At 60.8% G+C, this 19,859-nt stretch carries 13 protein-coding genes and 1 other RNA gene; 7 read left to right on the top strand and 7 right to left on the bottom strand.

Annotation, left to right across the window (positions count from 1 at the left end; translation table 11 throughout):
* Nucleotides 1–594, top strand: a 594-nt coding sequence (locus PFEN_RS22190; RefSeq protein WP_191488851.1) for a hypothetical protein, incomplete at its 5' end; no start/stop codon positions are given.
* Between the two features lie 1,483 nt (nucleotides 595–2,077).
* On the opposite strand, the gene ffs is transcribed toward PFEN_RS22190, so the two are convergent.
* Nucleotides 2,078–2,174: signal recognition particle sRNA small type (gene ffs, locus PFEN_RS22185), an RNA gene on the bottom strand.
* A 458-nt stretch (nucleotides 2,175–2,632) separates the two neighbouring features.
* The gene (locus PFEN_RS22180) at nucleotides 2,633–2,932 is read right to left on the bottom strand and encodes a DUF6124 family protein (protein ID WP_191488850.1); all 300 of its coding nucleotides are present in this window, start codon (nucleotides 2,930–2,932) and stop codon (nucleotides 2,633–2,635) included.
* Nucleotides 2,933–3,556: 624 nt separating this feature from the next.
* Between PFEN_RS22180 and PFEN_RS22175 the strand changes: the two genes are divergently transcribed.
* Together PFEN_RS22175 and PFEN_RS22170 are read left to right on the top strand one after the other, a co-directional pair.
* Complete coding sequence (locus PFEN_RS22175) at nucleotides 3,557–3,820, top strand: type II toxin-antitoxin system RelB/DinJ family antitoxin (protein WP_191488849.1); 264 nt, start codon at nucleotides 3,557–3,559, stop codon at nucleotides 3,818–3,820.
* The gene (locus PFEN_RS22170) at nucleotides 3,807–4,088 is read left to right on the top strand and encodes a type II toxin-antitoxin system YafQ family toxin (protein ID WP_191488848.1); all 282 of its coding nucleotides are present in this window, start codon (nucleotides 3,807–3,809) and stop codon (nucleotides 4,086–4,088) included. Before PFEN_RS22175 ends, PFEN_RS22170 begins: the two co-directional genes overlap by 14 nt.
* Before the next feature lie 8 nt (nucleotides 4,089–4,096).
* Here PFEN_RS22170 and PFEN_RS22165 read toward each other — a convergent pair whose 3' ends face one another.
* The 5 genes from PFEN_RS22165 to PFEN_RS22145 all read right to left on the bottom strand — a co-directional run bounded on the left by PFEN_RS22165 (nucleotide 4,097) and on the right by PFEN_RS22145 (nucleotide 13,340).
* Entirely contained in the window at nucleotides 4,097–5,266 is a 1,170-nt protein-coding gene (locus tag PFEN_RS22165) for a putative zinc-binding metallopeptidase (protein WP_191488847.1), read from the bottom strand.
* A 361-nt stretch (nucleotides 5,267–5,627) separates the two neighbouring features.
* Complete coding sequence (ligA, locus tag PFEN_RS22160; RefSeq protein WP_191488846.1) at nucleotides 5,628–7,985, bottom strand: NAD-dependent DNA ligase LigA; 2,358 nt, start codon at nucleotides 7,983–7,985, stop codon at nucleotides 5,628–5,630.
* A 90-nt stretch (nucleotides 7,986–8,075) separates the two neighbouring features.
* Nucleotides 8,076–8,927 (bottom strand): cell division protein ZipA, encoded by an 852-nt coding sequence (zipA, locus tag PFEN_RS22155; protein ID WP_191488845.1) that lies wholly within the window; start codon nucleotides 8,925–8,927, stop codon nucleotides 8,076–8,078.
* Between the two features lie 262 nt (nucleotides 8,928–9,189).
* Nucleotides 9,190–12,678: a chromosome segregation protein SMC gene (gene smc / locus PFEN_RS22150; RefSeq protein ID WP_191488844.1), complete on the bottom strand. Its 3,489-nt coding sequence runs from the start codon at nucleotides 12,676–12,678 to the stop codon at nucleotides 9,190–9,192.
* Between the two features lie 2 nt (nucleotides 12,679–12,680).
* Complete coding sequence (locus PFEN_RS22145) at nucleotides 12,681–13,340, bottom strand: GntR family transcriptional regulator (RefSeq protein ID WP_191488843.1); 660 nt, start codon at nucleotides 13,338–13,340, stop codon at nucleotides 12,681–12,683.
* 256 nt (nucleotides 13,341–13,596) lie between these two features.
* Between PFEN_RS22145 and xdhA the strand changes: the two genes are divergently transcribed.
* The 4 genes from xdhA to guaD are packed head-to-tail and all read left to right on the top strand — an operon-like array spanning nucleotide 13,597 to nucleotide 19,607.
* The gene (gene xdhA / locus PFEN_RS22140; protein ID WP_191488842.1) at nucleotides 13,597–15,051 is read left to right on the top strand and encodes a xanthine dehydrogenase small subunit; all 1,455 of its coding nucleotides are present in this window, start codon (nucleotides 13,597–13,599) and stop codon (nucleotides 15,049–15,051) included.
* A complete protein-coding gene (gene xdhB, locus PFEN_RS22135; RefSeq protein ID WP_191488841.1) occupies nucleotides 15,044–17,455 on the top strand; it encodes a xanthine dehydrogenase molybdopterin binding subunit in 2,412 nt (803 codons plus the stop codon). The genes xdhA and xdhB overlap by 8 nt, the downstream gene beginning before the upstream one ends.
* Complete coding sequence (gene xdhC / locus PFEN_RS22130; protein ID WP_191488840.1) at nucleotides 17,452–18,294, top strand: xanthine dehydrogenase accessory protein XdhC; 843 nt, start codon at nucleotides 17,452–17,454, stop codon at nucleotides 18,292–18,294. The genes xdhB and xdhC overlap by 4 nt, the downstream gene beginning before the upstream one ends.
* 8 nt (nucleotides 18,295–18,302) lie before the next feature.
* Nucleotides 18,303–19,607: a guanine deaminase gene (gene guaD, locus PFEN_RS22125; RefSeq protein WP_191488839.1), complete on the top strand. Its 1,305-nt coding sequence runs from the start codon at nucleotides 18,303–18,305 to the stop codon at nucleotides 19,605–19,607.
* Nucleotides 19,608–19,859 lie beyond the last annotated feature (252 nt).

Raw genomic sequence — 19,859 nt, 5'->3', positions numbered from 1 at the left:
GAGGACGACCACAGTATTTTGCTGGAAGCTACTGCCGCACTCATGAGTTTGCAGGAGCACGACCTCATCGAGAACAGCAATTCTCATCCCGATGTTGAAGGGCACATGGGCTACGTCTGCAACAACATGAAGCGGTTTCTTCAGGACAGTTTGGGCGACCTTGTCGGGCAGTCCTCCGCGAAGAAACTGGAGGCTCTGAAGAAGAGTTTCGGTGTCACGCTTGCCAACGGGTTCGCTTACGAATTCACAGAAGGCGACCTGAGCAGAATCCAAACCATTATCAATGAGTTGCGTGGTTTGCTGACAAAAGATTCCGCGCTTGATGAAGGCCATAAACGACGCCTCTTGAGGCGTCTAGAAGAATTGCAGAAGGAACTGCACAAGAAGGTTTCTGATTTGAGCCATTTCTATGGCCTGATGGGTGATTTTGGTGTTGCCGTTGGCAAGCTGGGTAAGGATGCCAAACCATTCACCGACCGGATCAAAGAGCTGATTGGCTTTGCATGGAAGGCCCAGGCCCGTGCGGAGCAGTTACCGAGTAGTGCCGAAAATCCGATGCTGGAACATGATGGTGAGCCGCCAACGTTGAGCTGAACTCTTTTTCCGGGCAACAGAGGCCACCAAATCATCGACAGCTTGGTGGCTTGTCGCTAACCGTTACCGGGGAGGGCTACGGTGGTGGTGACACACATCCTCCCATTCGCCGAAGCGGAACCGACGATATTGACGAACCGGCACGGTTTTGCTGCCGACGGTGGTGCGGGTAAAGCTAATTGACATGTCCAAAATGGTCAGTCCTCGATTACGTTGAGTTGAGTCGCACGTGTCGAGAAACGACCACCGATCAATTGACAGTTGACTGAACAGTCGTCAATTGGCTTTAATGGCGTCCTTCTTTCGACAGTGCTGAAAGGCATGCGTCGGAGATTGCGGGTAGCCACGCCACGTTTGGCGACAAAAACGTGACTACTCGTAGACATCTTCAGCCGAGACCGCCTTCATTGGCGGTTTCTGCGTTTCTGCGCTCACTATACTGTCATACCAATGGCTCTGCAAGCCCCTGCAAGCGTCTGTGGGCGTATTTCTTCGCTATACCATCATAAGTCCCATCCGATAACGCAATTGCGCTTCCTGAGGCCCTCAGGAGGCCCTTATTAGGGCCTTTATAGCCCCCTTTCAGGCACAACTTGCCTCTCCGAGAAAAGAGCCGTTCTTAGAAAGAATGGGCAATTCGGATGCGAAAACCCTACATGTAGGGTTTTTTAGGGAGACAACCACAAGATAATGCGTTTTCGAGGGTTATTGCAACGCACTACCTGTGGATAAGCCTGTGCGTAATTTGTGTATGAAAGCTTGAAAAGGTACGTAGACCGCAGCAGGCCGGGATTGCACCGCCCGTCATTGTTTTTTGCCACTCAAACTAATGCAGGCGGATTTTCGCGGGCGCTGACGCGAATACTCACCGGAGACAAAATCCTACGACAGGTAACGCCCTACCCGACGCACCATGCGCACCACAAGACAACCAGCCCGCCTTAGCGACCGCCATTGAAGAGCCAGAGAAGTGGGCAGACGAAGACAGAGCCTACGATGTGGTGGAACACGCTTGGGATTGCCTAGAACATCTCGACCATACCCAGGTGACGATAAACAGAGGACATCGCACAGCCTGGTGTTCTGCAAGCTCAGTGCGGCACCCAGAACTATCGTATTGGCATGAAGGTGCGAGCGAACCACCATCGAGACAACGATAGCCACAGAGACCCGCAAACGAGTAATACAAGGGAAATATTTTACGTACAATTACTACGTACAACCCAGAAACGAAAAAGCCCCACAGACATTGATCTATGGGGCTTTTCTATGTACGGCGGAGAGACAGGGAATTGAACCCTCCCAGCATCGCCACCTGAAAATTCAACCACAGGAGTATGAATCAGCGTGGTTGGCGATTGAAAATGAACAAGGTAGGATCGCCAGTACAGTGCACCACTTAGGTGTACCTATACGCTGTCACACTTCGAGATTTTTGACTGAGAAATCCTTGAGAATTCAAGGACTTGCGTTATGGAGGCAACCCCACCAGCCACACCCCGGCACACAATGTTCCCGCTGTGGCTGCTTCCTTCCGGATCTGACCAGGTTCACGGGTAATCGTTGCGGGGGGACCGATGGGGTCACCATAACGACGCCCGCCTGACGGCGAGCCGCGCCATTGTACCTAGATAACGAGAAGTTACAACCGCTAGGCGTCGATAAAATTCGATGAGGGTCAAGTACTTGTCGGTGTCTGGTGTGTGGCGGTCCTGGGCGTGGATCAGGCACTGTGGCCTGCGGTGATGGCGGTGGTGGATTCACTGCCGTCATCGCCAGCAAGCCCGCTCCTACAGGTCGGTGTTCCAATGCAAATATCGCCGAGCACGGCCTTGTGGCGAGCGGGCTTGCCCGCGTTGGGATGCGAAGCACCCCTAGAACCGGATAACTCGGTGTATCAGGTAAACCGAAATAACCGGTTTTACGACTGCTGCGCAGCCGAGCGCGGGCAAGCCCGCTCGCCACAAACCTCAGCCAGACCTGAAATCGCTCCTAACTGTCTGGCACTGGCGATCAACCAAGGTCAGGCAGGAAGTGCCTACTTCTCCAGCAGGTTATCCATACGACTCAAGGCCAGATCAACCAGATGCACCACGCCCAAGGCCAGCTTGCGATTGGACCCCAGCAGGTTGTCCGCGCACTCGTAAGCCGTGGCCGAGGCGGATTGGAGGATTTCGTCGATTTGCGTCAGGACGTCTTCGGTGGTCAGTTGTTCGCGTCGACGCCGTGAGACGTTGTCCTGTGGTAGCTCGTAATGGGCGAACGCTCGCTCGATGGCGATTTGGCTGGCGAGAGACGACAGGTCTTCGGTAGGTGGATTGGGGGTGATCTTGAACATACAGGTGCACCTCTTTCTTGCTGATTGAGAGAGGCCGTCACCGTTTGCTTGCACGCAAAGAGGGTGGCAGCTATACGCAGGTGTGCAAGACCGGGGCAAGAAGAGGCGCACTACCCGGCAGATCCCGAAGATCTCCCACGTACAGCCGCCATAACACCAGACTCCAGGCATGAAGATGCCCAAAGATAGTGGTGGCGTTGATGCGCCTTATCTCGCAGTCCGAACTTGCACGTCCGTATCACCGATTTTGCGGTGACGGAATGCAGACTAGCCGCCGGTTCGAACAGGCGCAACGGGCTGGGATTTTCTAGGAAATTTCAGGCAAGTGAAAGGGATCTTTCGACAATCCTGAACCAACGCGCCGCTCTGTTCTCATGTTCATCGCTCAGACACAACGGACCGAAGTTTTCCAGGACACTTCAGACAAGCTAAAGAGATTTTTTCTACAGCATCGCACCAAGAATAGAGCGGATGCTTACGGACACGGCTCAACAGCGAAAGCGAGCCGGTCCCGGCCTCTGGCCGCCTCGTATTTTTTGGTGAGAATCGATGTTGAAGAGCGCGCAATGTCAACAGGCTAGTAGCTGGGCGACAATGTAGCCCAATAGCCTGGAGAATCAAACCATGTCCGCAAACGCTGTAGTTCGTGCTCGCATTGATGAACGCATCAAAGAAGAAGCGACCATCGTACTCGCCGCGATGGGGCTGACCCTATCCGATGCTTTCCGTATGCTGCTGACCCGTGTCGCCCAAGAAAAAGCGCTACCGTTCGAGCCGCTGGTGCCAAATGCCACCACCTTGAACGCCATGAAAGAAGCCCGCCAAGGCGGTTTGAAGTCGTTCGATTCCGTAGAGGACTTGATGGCAGATCTGAATGCGGAAGATTGAGCAAACGGGACAATTCGAACGCGACTACAAGCGCGAAACCAAAGGTCGACACCGAGAAACGTTAAAAAGCGATTTTGTGCCGATCATCACTGCATTGGCAAATGATCGACCACTACCCGAAAAGCACTGCGATCATGCGCTTACAGGCAATGGGAAAGACTTCAGGGATTGTCACGTCAAACCTGATTTGGTGATGATTTACCGCAAGCCGGATGACACGATATTGCAACTCGTCCGACTCGGTTCACACAGCGAACTGGGCTTGTAAAGAAACCCTCAGGGCGCAACCTGTAACACCTCATCCGCCCGACCACCCTCCTCCTGGATCACCAGGTGGATGAAGTGCAGCTTGGCGATGGTCGCCGGCGGCAGCACAAAGGGGTAGAAGTCCGGCTGGCCCATGCTGCGGGACAGTTCGTTGAGCATGCCCGCCAGTTCGATCCAGGCATTGACGAACGACAGGAACGCTGGCCCCTCCGGATGCTGAGGGTCGTAGAGCGCGCTCAGGGGAAACGACGGGTAGTCGAAATCCGACTCCCTGGCACTCATGCCAAAGCCCAACGCCGTGTCCACCGCGTCCATCATGTGCAGGTAATGCGCCCAGGTCTCGGCCCAGTCCTCCCAGGGATGCATGGTGGCGTAGGCGCTGACGAAGTGCTGCGGCCAGTCCTGCGCTGCGCCCTGTTGGTAATGGCGCTCCAGGGCCTCGGCATAACTGGCGCGCTCGTCGCCGAACAGGCCGCGAAACGGTTCCAGCCAGTAGCTGTTGGCAATCAACCGGTCCCAGTAGTAATGCCCGACTTCATGGCGGAAATGCCCGAGCAAGGTGCGGTATGGCTCGCGCATCTGCACCCGGACTCTTTCCCGGTGCTCGTCGTCGGCTTCCTTGATATCGAGGGTGATCAGGCCCTTGGCGTGGCCGGTCATGGGCGCCTTGCCCTCCAGGTCGACACCGACGAAATCGAAGGCCAGGCCGCTCTCTTCGTCCCAGGTTTTCGGGATGACTTGCAGGCCAAGGGTGATCAGTTGGGCGACCAGGCGACGCTTGGCGGTTTCGACTCTGCGCCAGCGCTCGGGGTTTTCCGCGACGGACAGGTCGGGGATGGTGCGATTGAGGGCGCAGGCGGTGCACAGGCTGCTACCGTGGGCGTAGGGGATCAGCCAGTTGCAGGCCGCCGCGGTGTCGAGATTGGCGCAGCGGCGGAACAGGCCGGCGTCAGGGGCGGAGTCCAGCTGCCAGCTGTCCGGGTAGGAACCGGGTTGCAGGGATGCCAGGGTGCTGTCCCGTGGTTCGTAGCCCAAGGCCGCGGAACAGGCCAGGCATTGGCTGTTGCGGAAGAATACCGATTGGCCGCAGCGGCAATGCCAGACCTTGCTGTTGCGCGAGGGCTCGCTGATGAAAGGAGCGGCGATGCGTGAGCTGAGTTGTTCGAAGAAGCGGTACATGGCGATCTCTCCAGGGGCCTGCCTAGACTAGATCATTGGCCGCGGTGGTGGGTTCCTTGATGCCGGGAACGAAACAAGGCTGCAGAATCTTGGCTTGCCGGAGAAACTTTGGAACCTCAAGGGCCTCTTCGCGGGCAAGCCCTGCTCCTACAGACCTATGTTGCACGCAAAATCCGTGTCCGACAGAGCTACATTGCACGCAAATCCGACAGACCTACGTCAAACGCAAAATCTATGTCCGACACCGAACTGTAGGAGCATGGCTTGCCAGCGAAGCTTTTGGCGCTCTCAAGGACGCCATCGCCGGCAAGCCGGTTCTTCCTACACGGAATCGCAGTGTATTCAGCGCTGACGCAGGGGTTTAGGCCTCGATGCCATGTCCCTTCAGGAACGCCACAAACGCCTCTTCATCCAGCACCTTGAGCCCCAGTTCGTTGGCCTTCGCCAATTTCGAGCCCGCCCCCGGGCCCGCCACCACGCAGTGGGTCTTGGCCGAGACCGAGCCCGCCACCTTGGCCCCCAGGCTTTCCAGCTTGTCCTTGGCCACATCACGACTCATCAGTTCCAGCGCGCCGGTCAGCACCCAGGTCTGCCCCGCCAGCGGCAAGCCTTCCACGGCCTTCTTCTCGCTCTGCCAATGCATGCCGAAATCACGCAGTTGCGCTTCGATCGCCAAGGCCCGCTCGGCATTCCCCGGCAGGGCGAAGAATTCACGCACGGCATTGGCCGGCTTTTCATTCAACGCCTGACGTAGATCCAGCCAGTCCGCCGCGATAATGCCTTCGACCGAACCGAACTTGGCCGCCAGTTTTTCCGCCGCCGTCGGCCCCACCGAACTGATGTCCAATTTGGCGATCAGCCCCGCCAGGGTGGTGCTGGCGGCAAACTCGGCGCCCAACTGGCCCTGGTCCTGCAATTCCAGCCCGCGCTCCAGCAGTTGCGCGATCACCGTGCGGTTGTGTTCGTCTTCAAAGAAGCTGTGGATCTCGTGAGCCACTTCCATGCCGACATCCGGCAGGTAGGTCAATACCGACGGCAAGGCCCGCATGACCCGCTCCAGCGAGCCCAGGGAGCGTGCCAGGACCTTGGCCGTTTCCTCGCCAACATCGGGAATGCCCAGGGCATAGATAAACCGCGCCAGACTCGGCTTCTTGCTGTTGGCGATCGCCTCCAGCAGGTTGCGCGTCGACAGTTCGGCAAAGCCTTCCAGATCGACGAGCTGTTCGTACTGCAGGACGTAGAGGTCGGCCGGTGAAGCAATCAGCTTTTCGTCCACCAGTTGTTCGATGGTCTTGTCGCCCAGGCCATCGATGTCCATGGCCCGCCGGGAGACAAAGTGGATGATCGCCTGCTTGAGCTGCGCGCCACAGGCCAGTCGGCCGACGCAGCGATACACCGCGCCCTCGCTGACCGTTTCGCGGCCCTTGCTGCGCTTGATCAGTTGCGTGCGCTCGACATGGGAGCCACACACCGGGCAGTGTTCCGGTATCTGCACCGCGCGGGCATTTTCCGGGCGACGCTCGATCACCACCTGCACCACTTGCGGAATCACGTCGCCGGCACGACGAATGATCACGCTGTCGCCGATCATCAGGCCCAGGCGCGCCACTTCGTCCATGTTGTGCAGGGTGGCGTTGGACACGGTCACGCCCGCGACCTTGACCGGCTTGAGCCGGGCCACGGGGGTGACCGCACCGGTACGACCGACCTGGAACTCCACGTCGAGCAATTCGGTGAGTTCTTCCATCGCCGGGAATTTGTGGGCAATCGCCCAGCGCGGCTCACGCGCGCGGAAACCCAGTTCACGCTGGGAAGCCAGGCTGTTGACCTTGAACACCACGCCGTCGATTTCATACGGCAGCGCGTTACGTCGCTCACCCACGTCGCGGTAATAATCCAGGCACGCGTCGATCCCTTTCGCCAGCTTCAGTTCACGGCTGACTGGCATGCCCCACTCCCTGAGCCGCTGCAGGTTGCCGATATGGGTATCGGCTATCTCGGCGGACACCTGGCCCAGGCCGTAGCAGCAGAACTCCAGCGGACGGCTGGCGGTGATCTTCGAGTCCAGTTGGCGCAGGCTGCCGGCCGCGGCATTGCGCGGGTTGGCGAAGGTCTTGCCGCCAGCTTCCAGTTGGGCGGCGTTCAGGCGCTCGAAACCGGCCTTGGACATGAAGACTTCGCCACGCACCTCCAGGGTCGCCGGCCAGCCGCTGCCATGGAGCTTGAGGGGGATATTGCGCACGGTGCGCACGTTGACGCTGATGTCTTCGCCAGTGGTGCCGTCGCCACGGGTGGCGCCACGGACCAGGGCACCGTCCTGGTACAGCAGGCTGACCGCCAGGCCATCGAGCTTCGGCTCACAGCTGTATTCGACCTCGGCAGCGCCGCCAAACAGGTCGCCGGTTGGCAGATCAAGACCTTCGCTGACCCGGCGATCGAATTCGCGCATGTCGGTTTCTTCGAAGGCGTTGCCCAGGCTCAGCATGGGGATTTCATGCCGGACCTGGGTGAAGGCCGCGAGCGCCGCGCTGCCAACGCGCTGGGTCGGCGAGTCGGCGCTGACCCACTCCGGGTGCTCGGCCTCCAGGGCCTGGAGTTCGCGGAACAGGCGGTCGTATTCAGCGTCGGGAATGCTCGGTTCGTCGAGGGCGTAGTACCGGTAGCTGTGCTGATCCAGTTCAGCGCGCAGTTCTAGAATCCGGGTGTGGGCGGCGGTCATGGAGTTCTCTCATAAAGCAAAAGAGCAGCCTAGGCTGCTCATATGTTAGTGCGGGTTGTTGCGGTGGGCCATCTGGCGTCTTCGCGACGGTCAACGCTTCTGCGTCAAGGCGCGACGTTCGAATTCGACGATGCGCTGACGGTAGTGCTCGATGGTCTGGGCGGTCAGCACACTACGCTGATCATCCTTCAGTTCGCCATTGAGCTCTTGTGACAATTTGCGAGCGGCGGCCACCATCACATCGAATGCCTGTTTCGGGTGACGCGGGCCCGGCAGGCCGAGGAAGAAACTCACCGCCGGAGTGGTGAAGTGGTCGATATCGTCGAGATCGAACACGCCCGGCTTCACCGCGTTGGCCATGGAGAACAACACTTCGCCGTTGCCCGCCATGCTTTCGTGACGATGGAAGATGTCCATCTCGCCAAAACGCAGGCCGCTTTCCAGAATGTTCTGTAACAAGGCCGGACCTTTGAAACCGTTGGTATCGCGACTGATGACGCTGATCACCAACACTTCTTCCGCCGCCGGCTGCTCTTTTTCCTGACGCGCCGCCGGCTTTTTGCCTTCCTCGGGGAAGTCGTCGTCGCGGCTGCTGAAGCTCGGGCCTTCATCCAGGTCCAGGTTCAGGTTCAAATCGCCCTGGCTCGGCTCGCCACCGCGCTTGCCGCGCTTGGACGGTTTTTCGCGGGACTCGCGCGTCGGCATGCTGACGGACGGCAGGTCATGCTCGTCCAGCTCAGGTTCCTTGTGGGTGTCCAGCACCCGGGCCGGGCCCAGCAATTCAGCACTGGTATCGTCGTCCGGCAGGTTCGACAGGCTCCGATCCAAACGGAACTTGAGCTTGCCTTTACCACCGCGCATGCGGCGCCAGCCATCGATAAGAATACCGGCAATGACTATGATGCCGATGACGATCAGCCACTCGCGCAGACCGATTTCCATGTAATCCCGTGCCTCTAAATAAGTGGTTCTATGAAGAAAGGGCTGAAAACCCTTTAACGCGTGGCGCCAACTCTATGTTCTGACAGGCGTTTTTCTCCACGCACAAGAAAATTTGACATTAAATTAACACGACACAAGGAAACTTTACACCGTCTGTCGTACAGGCTTGCATTTATAAGTCCCCAAGGATCCGTGCTAGTTCCCACAATGCTCAAGGAAATCGCCTTACGCCTTGAATATCTTTGCCTCACGGGCAACCCCATCACGCATCCACCAGCGCCATCGCCTCCTCCACATCCACCGCCACCAGTCGCGAGCAACCCGGCTCGTGCATGGTCACCCCCATCAGTTGATCGGCCATTTCCATGGCGATCTTGTTGTGGGTGATATAGATGAACTGCACCGTTTGTGACATCTCTTTGACAAGGCGGGCATACCGTCCAACGTTAGCGTCATCCAGCGGCGCGTCAACTTCATCGAGCATACAGAACGGCGCCGGATTCAGTTTGAAGATGGCGAACACCAGCGCCAACGCGGTAAGGGCCTTCTCGCCGCCGGAGAGCAAATGGATGGTGCTGTTCTTCTTGCCCGGGGGCCGCGCCATGATGGTGACCCCGGTGTCGAGCAGGTCATCGCCGGTCAGCTCCAGGTAAGCGCTGCCGCCACCAAACACCTTTGGAAACAAAGCTTGTATCCCAGCGTTGATCTGGTCGAAGGTGTCCTTGAAGCGATTGCGGGTTTCCTTGTCGATCTTGCGGATGACGTTTTCCAGGGTATCGAGAGCCTCTACCAGGTCAGCGTCCTGAGCATCCAGGTAACGCTTACGCTCGGATTGTTGCTGGTATTCGTCGATGGCCGCGAGGTTGATCGCGCCCAGGCGCTGAATGCGCGCGGCAATGCGCTCAAGCTCTTCCTCGGCGGCCTTCTCGCTGGCATCAAAGGCCAGGGTGGCGAGCACGCCGTGCAGGTCGTAGCCGTCTTCCAGCAACTGGTCCTGCAAGGTCTTGCGGCGCACGTTGAGCGCTTGCCATTCCATGCGTTGCTGTTCGAGCTGGCCGCGAATCAGTTGTGATTGCTGCTCGGCCTGGCTGCGGCGCTTTTCGGCATCGCGCAGTTCATGGTCGGCGTCTTCCTGGGCGATCTGCGCGGTCTTGAGTTCGACGTCGACGCTCAGGCGCTTGTCGAGCAATTCTTCGAGCTTGAGGCGTAGCTCTTCCAACGGCGCCTCGCCCTCCTCCAGGTTCAGGCTCAGTTGCTCGTGTTTTTCGCTCAGGCGCTCGGACTGCAGCTCCAGCCGTTCCAGGGCCTGGCGCGTGGAGTCGTGCTGGGCCTTGAGGGAGCCGAGACGCACCGCCAACTGGTGGGCGTGGTCCTTATGCTGACGGGCTTCCTGGCGAACCCGGTCGAGGCGTTCGCGCAGGCTGTCGCGCTGGGCCAGCAGCAGTTCGCGCTGCTCGGTGTCGACCGCCATGCTGTCGAGGGCTTCCTGCAACTGCAGGCGTGCCTCACCGACTTCTTCGTGTTCTTGTGCACGCTGCTCGGCCAGTTCACCCAGCTCTTCATCGAGACGGGTACGGCGCAGTTGCAGTTGCTCGACCTTGGCCTTGCCGGCGGACAGCTTGGCTTTGAGCTCACCCTGCTGGCGGGCTTCGTCCTGCAGCAGACGGCGCAGGTGTTCGCGACCGGTCTCCTGCTGGCGCTGGGTGGCGCGCAGGGTCTGCAAGCGGGTTTCGAGCGCGGCCAGGGTATCTTCGCGCTCTTCACGCTCCAGGCCCAGACGCTGGATTTCCTGGCCACGGGCCAGCACGCCGCTCTCGGCCTCGCTGGCCCGCCGCACCCGCAGGAAATGCCGCCCGACCCAGAAGCCGTCGCGGCTGATCAGGCTTTGCCCGGCCGCCAGTTGGCCACGCAGGGCCAAGGCCTGCTCAAGGCTTTCGACCGGCTTGACCTGCCCCAACCAGGGCGACAGGTCGATATCCGCCTCGACTTTCTCCAGCAGGCTGCCCGGCACCCGTAGGCCGTCCGCCGAAGGGCTGAGCAGGCGCAGGTCGCCCTGCTGGAAAGCACCCAGGTCGAGGCCGGCGAAATCGTCCACCAGCACCGCCTGCAGGTCGGCGCCGAGCACGGTTTCCACCGCCAGTTCCCAGCCCGCCTCGACCTTCAACCCCTCGGCCAACCGTGGGCGCTGCGCCAACTGCTGTTCACGCAACCACTCGGCGGTACCGGCGCCCGGATCGAGCGCGGCCTGCTGCAAGGCTTCCAGGGAGGCCAGGCGGCCGTTGAGGCGTTGCAAGTCACCCTGGGCCTGTTGCTGGTCCTGCATCGCCTGCTGCAAATCCTGACGCAGTTGTTCGAGACGTTCGACTTGCCCCTCTTCGCTGGCCTGCAGGTCTTCCAGGGTCTGTTCGCTCTCGGCCAACTGCTCGCCGAGCTCGAGGATCGCCGCATCTTCCGGGTCCGCGGACAGCAAGGCACGCTCTTCGGCCAGACGTCGCTGGCGCTCGGCCAGGCGTTCCATGCTGGTTTCCAACTGCTGGATGCGCGACTGCTGGACTTCGGCCTGACGCCGCGGCTCGGCCGAGCTCAGGTTGAAGTTGTCCCACTGTTCCTGCCAGCCGTGCATGGTGGTTTCCGACTCTTCCAGCGCGGCGGCGGCCTCTTCGGCGGCGGCGCTGGTCAACTCTTGCTCGGGTTCGAGCAGCGCCAGCTCTTCACCGAGGGTCGCCAGCAAGGTACGGTCGTGGCCCAGGTGCGACTCGGTTTCCAGCCGGGCCCGCTCGGCTTCGCGCAGGTCGTCCTGCAACTGGCGCAAACGTTGCTGGCCATGCTGGATGCTCTGTTCGACCCGGGCAATATCGCCGCCGACCGAATAGAAGCGTCCTTGCACCAGATTGAAGCGTTCGGACAGGTCATGGTGCCCATCGCGCAGGCGCTCGATGCTGGCATCGGCGTTGCGCTGCTCGGCCACCAGGGCTTCGAAACTGATTTCCTGGTTGCCGATAATCGCTTCGCGCTGGCCGACCTGCTCGTTCAGCGCCTGCCAGCGCAGGGCCGACAGTTGGGCCTTGAGCTGACGCTCCTCGCCCTTGTATTCCTGGTATTTCTCGGCAGCCTGGGCCTGGCGGTGCAGGCGTTCGAGCTGGCGCTCCAGTTCTTCGCGCAGGTCGGTCAGGCGCGCGAGGTTTTCATGGGTGCGACGAATGCGGTTTTCGGTCTCGCGACGGCGCTCCTTGTACTTGGAGATGCCCGCCGCTTCCTCGATGAAATTGCGCAGGTCCTCGGGCTTGGCTTCGATCAGCTTGGAGATCATCCCCTGTTCGATGATCGAGTAACTGCGCGGGCCCAGGCCGGTACCGAGGAAGATGTCGGTGATGTCCCGGCGTCGGCATTTGGTGCCGTTGAGGAAGTAGCTGTTCTGGCTGTCGCGGGTAACCTTGCGGCGAATGGAGATCTCCGCGTAGGCGGCGTATTCGCCGACCAGGGTGCCATCGGAGTTGTCGAACACCAGTTCGATGCTCGCCTGGCTCACCGGCTTGCGGCTGGTGGAACCGTTGAAGATGACGTCGGTCATCGACTCGCCACGCAGGTTCTTCGCCGAGCTCTCGCCCATCACCCAACGGACGGCGTCGATGATGTTCGACTTGCCGCAGCCGTTGGGACCGACCACCGCCGCCATGTTGCTGGGGAAGTTCACCGTGGTCGGGTCGACGAAGGATTTGAACCCCGCCAACTTGATGCACTTGAGCCGCACGCTTAGCCGACCGCCAGGGCAGACAGGACGCTGTCGCAACTACGCTGGGCGTAGCTGGCCAGGACCGTGCGGATCAGTGGCAGGTCACGGGCCACGACAGCGCCCAGCAGTTGCGCGAACAGGTTCAGGTACTCGCTCATTTCCGCCTTGCGTCGCTCCAGCGCCAGGTAATAGGCGCGGCTCATCGCCGGTTGCAGGTTCTCGACGGTTTCCTGCAGGTATGGGTTGTCGGCGAACGGAAAGGCGGCGCGCATCACGTTGAAGCTGTCTTCGACGAAGGTACGGATGTCCTCGCGCTCGAAGCTGGCGGTCAGGCGCTGCTGCAATTGCAGGAACGGCGCGAGGTCGGCCTGCTCCCTCCAGCGTTGGGCCACGGCGTTGCCCAGCAGGATGTACAACTCGCTCATCAGGGTGCACAGGCTCTGCACCTTGTGCGCGGTGAGCTCGGTGACATGGGCGCCGCGCCTGGGCAGAATCGCAATCAGGTGGCGCCGCTCGAGAATCAGCAGCGCTTCGCGTACGGAGCCACGGCTGACATTGAGCGCCAGCGTGACCTTCTGTTCCTGGATGCGCTCCCCGGGCTTGAGATCGCCACGAATGATCCGTTCGGCGAGGTGGTGAGCAATTTGCTCGGCGAGGCTGTCCGGCGCCTTGAACGTCATGGTTTTCCTTCAAAATCTTCGATCAGTGCAAGCGGCGCAGTGTAGCGCACTTGATACGTAGTGGCGCAGAGCTCCAAGGGCGGAATTTGGCACGAATCCCGCAATTATTTCAGCGGCTAGACTGGGAGAAAGCACCCTGCGCTTTCAATCGCGAGATTTTCCTGACTTTAAAGTCAGATATTTGTTGACCGAAAAATCAGATATCACTAGATTCTGCTGACCGGTCAACAACAATAATGAGTCTGCGAGGCCTTCCGTGATCCAGTTTTTACTCAACCAGGAACTCCGTCGCGAGCACGCCCTGGACCCGAACCTGACGGTGCTCGAGTACTTGCGCGAGCACCTGGGCAAGCCCGGAACCAAGGAAGGCTGCGCCAGCGGCGACTGCGGCGCCTGCACCGTGGTGGTCGGCGAGTTGCAGCGTGACGATACGGGCCGGGATCGGATTCGCTATCGCAGCCTCAATGCCTGCCTGACCTTTGTCTCGGCGTTGCACGGCAAGCAACTGATCAGTGTCGAAGACCTCAAGCACCAGGGCCGCTTGCACAGCGTGCAACAAGCCATGGTCGACTGCCACGGCTCGCAATGCGGCTTCTGCACACCGGGCTTCGTGATGTCACTGTTCGCCCTGCAAAAGAACAGCAGCGCACCGGACAGCCACAAGGCCCATGAGGCGCTGGCCGGCAACCTCTGTCGCTGCACCGGCTACCGGCCGATCCTGGCCGCCGCCGAGCGCGCCTGCCGCAACAAGCCAGCCGACCAGTTCGACGCCGGCGAAGTCGAGACCATCGCCCGCCTCAAAGCCATCGCACCGAGCGAAACCGCGGAACTGAACAGCGGCGACAAGCGCTGCCTGGTGCCGGTGACGGTCGCCGACCTGGCCGCGCTCTACGACGTCTACCCGCAAGCTCGCCTGTTGGCCGGCGGTACCGACCTGGCCCTGGAAGTGACCCAGCTTCATCGCACCTTGCCGGTGCTGATCTACATCGGCAACGTGGCTGAACTCAAGGGCATCAAGACTTTCGATGACCACCTGGAAATCGGTGCCGCCACCGCGCTTTCCGATTGCTACGCCGTGCTCAAGGCCGAGTACCCGGATTTTGGCGAACTGCTGCAACGCTTCGCCTCACTGCAGATCCGCAACCAGGGCACCCTCGGCGGCAATATCGGCAACGCTTCGCCGATCGGCGATTCGCCACCGCTGTTGATCGCCCTGAATGCGCAACTGCGCCTGCGCAAGGGCGATAGCACCCGCACCCTGGCGCTGGAGGACTATTTCATCGACTACCGGGTCACCGCCCGCCAGGACAGCGAGTTCATCGAAAGCATCAGCGTGCCGCGGGCCAGTGCCGCCTGGCAGTTCCGCGCCTACAAGGTTTCCAAGCGCCTGGACGACGATATCTCGGCGGTCTGCGCGGCCTTCAATCTGCGCATCGAGAACGGTGTCGTTGCCGAGGCCCGGATCGCTTTCGGTGGCATGGCGGCGATTCCCAAGCGGGCCAGGGCCTGCGAACGCGCGCTGCTCGGCCAGCCCTGGAACCCGGATAGCCTGGAACGCGCCTGCGCGGCGCTGGGCGAGGACTTCAGCCCGCTGTCGGACGTGCGCGCCAGTAAGGAATATCGCCTGCTCAGTGCCCGCAACCTGCTGCGCAAGTACTTCATCGAACTGCAAACACCGCACATCGAGACTCGGGTAACCGCTTATGTCTAACGCTCATGCCATGGAAAAAACCCAGGCCGAGATGGCCGAGCTGTTCGCCCGCGACCTGCGCAGCGGCGTCGGGCGCAGCGTCAAGCACGACAGCGCCGACAAGCATGTGACCGGCGAGGCGGTGTATATCGACGATCGCCTCGAGTTTCCCAACCAGCTGCACGTCTATGCCCGGATGTCCGACCGTGCCCATGCGCGCATCCTCAGCATCGACACCGCGCCCTGCTACGCCTTCGAGGGAGTGCGTATCGCCATTACCCATGCGGATATTCCCGGCCTCAAGGACATCGGCCCGCTGCTGCCGGGCGACCCGTTGCTGGCCATCGATCTCGTCGAGTTCGTCGGCCAACCGGTGCTGGCCGTGGCGGCCCGCGACCTGGATAGCGCACGCCAGGCCGCCATGGCCGCGATCATCGAGTACGAAGACCTGGAGCCGGTGCTGGATGTGGTCGAAGCCCTGCGCAAACGCCATTTCGTGGTCGACAGCCACACCCACAAGCGTGGTGATTCGGTCGCCGCATTGGCCAGCGCCGAACACCGGATCCAGGGCAGCCTGCATATCGGCGGACAGGAACACTTCTATCTGGAAACGCAGATTTCCTCGGTGATGCCCACCGAAGACGGCGGCATGCTCGTCTATTGCTCGACGCAGAATCCCACCGAAGTACAGAAGCTGGTGGCCGAGGTGCTGGGCGTATCGATGAACAGGATCGTGGTCGACATGCGCCGCATGGGCGGCGGTTTCGGTGGCAAGGAAACCCAGGCCGCCAGCCCCGCCTGCCTGTGCGCGGTGGTGGCGCATCTGACCGGGCAACCGACCAAGATGCGCCTGCCGCGGGTCGAGGACATGCTGATGACCGGCAAGCGCCACCCGTTCTATATCGAATACGACGTCGGCTTCGACAACAGCGGACGCCTGCACGGCATCAACCTGGAACTGGCGGGCAACTGCGGTTGTTCGCCGGACCTGTCGGCATCGATTGTCGACCGGGCGATGTTCCATGCCGACAACGCCTATTACCTGGGCGACGTCACCGTCAACGGCCATCGCTGCAAGACCAATATTGCCTCCAACACCGCCTATCGCGGCTTCGGCGGCCCGCAGGGGATGGTCGCCATCGAGGAGGTGATGGACAGCATCGCCCGGCACCTGGGGCTCGATCCGCTGGCGGTACGCAAGGTCAACTATTACGGCAAGACCGAACGCAACGTCACTCATTACTACCAGACCGTCGAGCACAATATGCTCGAGGAAATGACCGCCGAACTGGAAGCCAGCAGCCAGTATGCCGAGCGGCGGGAAACCATTCGCCGCTACAACGCCCATAGCCCGGTGCTGAAAAAGGGTCTGGCATTGACCCCGGTGAAGTTCGGTATCTCCTTCACCGCCAGTTTTCTCAACCAGGCCGGAGCGCTGGTGCACGTCTACACCGACGGCAGCATCCACCTGAACCACGGTGGCACGGAAATGGGCCAGGGCCTGAACACCAAGGTCGCGCAGGTGGTGGCCGAAGTATTCCAGGTGGAGATCGACCGGGTGCAGATCACCGCCACCAATACCGACAAGGTGCCGAATACCTCGCCCACCGCCGCCTCCAGCGGTGCCGACCTGAACGGCAAGGCGGCGCAGAACGCCGCCGGAATCATCAAGCAGCGGTTGGTGGAGTTTGCCGCGCGGCACTACAAGGTCAGCGAGGCGGATGTCGAGTTCCGCAACGGCCATGTGCGGGTGCGCGAGCAGATCCTGACGTTCGAAGCACTGGTCCAGCAGGCGTATTTCGCCCAGGTGTCACTGTCGAGCACCGGTTTCTACAAGACGCCGAAGATCTATTACGACCGCAGCCAGGCCCGTGGCCGGCCGTTCTATTACTTCGCCTATGGCGTGGCCTGTGCCGAAGTGATCATCGACACCCTGACCGGCGAGTACAAGATGTTGCGCACCGACATCCTGCATGACGTCGGCGCCTCGCTGAACCCGGCCATCGATATCGGCCAGGTGGAAGGCGGCTTTGTCCAGGGCATGGGCTGGCTGACCATGGAAGAGCTGGTGTGGAACGCCAAGGGCAAGTTGCTGAGCAATGGCCCGGCCAGCTACAAGATCCCGGCGGTGGCCGACATGCCGCTGGACCTGCGGGTCAAACTGGTGGAGAACCGCAAGAATCCGGAAGACACGGTGTTCCATTCCAAGGCCGTCGGCGAGCCGCCGTTCATGCTCGGGATTGCCGTGTGGTGCGCGCTCAAGGACGCGGTGGCGAGCCTGGCGGATTATCGGCTGCAACCGAAGATCGATGCACCGGCGACGCCGGAGCGGGTCTTGTGGGGTTGTGAGCAGATGCGGCGGGTCAAGGCGGAGCGGAGCTTGCCCGCGAATAGGCCGGGACAGACAACAGAGAGGTGTCTATGAACAACTGGCTCAGCGCCCTCGCCGACCTGCGGAACCAGGGCGAACCCTGCGTGCTGGTAACCATCATCGAAGAGCTCGGTTCGACGCCACGCAATGCCGGTTCGAAAATGGTCGTCAGCGCGGCCAGCAGCTTCGACAGCATCGGCGGCGGCCATCTGGAATACAAGGCGATGCAGATCGCCCGGGACATGCTTGTCAGCGGCCAGCAAACCACCCATCTGGAACGTTTCAGTCTTGGCGCCAGCCTCGGCCAATGCTGTGGTGGCGCCACGGTGCTGCTGTTCGAGCCCATGGGCCAGGCTCAGGCACAGATCGCGGTGTTCGGCGCCGGGCATGTCGGTCGCGCCCTGGTCCCCTTGCTCGCCAGCCTACCCTGCCGGGTGCGCTGGATCGATTCCCGCGAGCAGGAGTTTCCCGCGCAGATCCCCAGCGGCGTGCGCAAGATCGTCAGCGACGAACCGCTGGAAGAAATCGACGATCTGCCTGGCGGCAGCTACTGCATCGTCATGACCCACAACCATCAACTGGACCTGGAGCTCAGTGCCGCGCTCCTCAAGCGCAACGACTTCGCCTACTTCGGCCTGATCGGCTCGAAGAGCAAACGGGTCAAGTTCGAACACCGCCTGCGCGAACGCGGTTTCGACGCCAGCGTGCTGCAACGCATGCGCTGCCCGCTGGGCCTGGCCGAAGTCAAAGGCAAGCTGCCGATGGAAATCGCCATTTCCATCGCCGGCGAAATCATCGCCACCTATAACGCGAATTTCGGCCAGCACAGCGCCAGCGCCGAACCGATTGCCAAACTGCTGCCGGCTTCGCGCCGCAGCCTGGCCAGACACTGAGAAAGACCATGCCTTCGACCCGCAAAGCCTTCCGCGCCGCCCTCCTGCATAGCCTCGCCGATCCGGCCGAGGTCGGCATCGAGGCCTCCTATGAATATTTCGAGGATGGCCTGCTGCTGGTCGAGAACGGTCGCATCAGTGCCCTCGGCCCGGCCAGCGAGTTGCTGCCGACCCTGCCCGCCGACCTTGACATCGTCCACCACCGCGACGCCCTGATCACCCCGGGCTTTATCGACACCCATATCCACCTGCCACAAACCGGCATGATCGGCGCCTATGGCGAGCAGTTGCTGGACTGGCTGAACACCTACACCTTCCCCTGCGAAAGCCAGTTCGCCGACCCGGCCCATGCCGAGGAAGTCGCGGACATCTTCATCAAGGAATTGCTGCGCAACGGCACCACCACCGCAATGGTCTTCGGCAGCGTACATCCACAGTCGGTGAATGCCTTCTTCGAAGCCGCCGAGAAACTCGACCTGCGGATGATTGCCGGCAAGGTGATGATGGACCGCAACGCGCCGGACTACCTGACCGACACCGCCGAATCCGGCTACCTGGAGAGCAAGGCGCTGATCGAGCGCTGGCATGGCAAGGGTCGCCTGCATTATGCGGTAACACCGCGTTTCGCGCCGACTTCGACGCCAGAGCAATTGACCCTGGCCGGCCAGTTGCTGGGGGAATACCCGGACCTGTACCTGCAGACCCACATCAGTGAGAACCTGCGGGAAGTGCAGTGGGTCAAGGAGCTGTTCCCGGAGCGCAAGGGCTATCTGGATGTCTACGACCACTACCAACTGCTCGGCGAGCGCTCGGTGTTCGCCCACGGCGTGCACCTGTGTGACGCTGAATGCGCGCGCCTGGCGCAGAGCGGCTCGGCGGTGGCGTTCTGCCCGACGTCGAACTTCTTCCTCGGCAGCGGCGTGTTCAACTTGCCGATGGCGGAGAAGCACAAGCTGAATGTCGGCATAGGTACGGATGTGGGCGGCGGCACCAGCTTCTCGATCCTGCAGACGCTGAACGAAGCCTACAAGGCGATGCAACTGCAAGGGGCGCGGCTGAGCCCGTTCAAGTCGCTGTATCTGGCGACTCTGGGCGGCGCCCGGGCATTGCGCCTGGAAGACCGGATCGGCAGCCTGCAACCGGGCAGCGACGCCGATTTCCTGGTGCTGGACTATCACGCCACGCCGCTGCTCAGCTATCGCCTGAAGCAGGTCAGGAACATTGCCGAGACCTTGTTCGTGTTGATGACCCTGGGGGATGACCGGACGGTGAAACAGACTTATGCGGCGGGGAACCTGGTGCACCAGCGATAAGGGCTGCGGCACTACACACTGCTGTAGGGCGCTACTACTACTACTACTACTACTACTACTACTACTACTACTACTACTACTACTACTACTACTACTACTACTACTACTACTACTACTACTACTACTACTACTACTACTGTGGCGATACTACCACTGTGGCGAGCGGGCTTGCCCGCGCTGGGCTGCGAAGCAGCCCTAAAACCTGTAACTGCGTTCTACCTGACACAATGAAGTCGCTGACTTTAGGGCCGC

This window comes from Pseudomonas sp. FEN (assembly GCF_904067045.1).
In the GTDB taxonomy this organism is placed as follows: Bacteria; Pseudomonadota; Gammaproteobacteria; order Pseudomonadales; family Pseudomonadaceae; genus Aquipseudomonas.
This window is presented reverse-complemented; position numbering and strand designations above follow the sequence as displayed.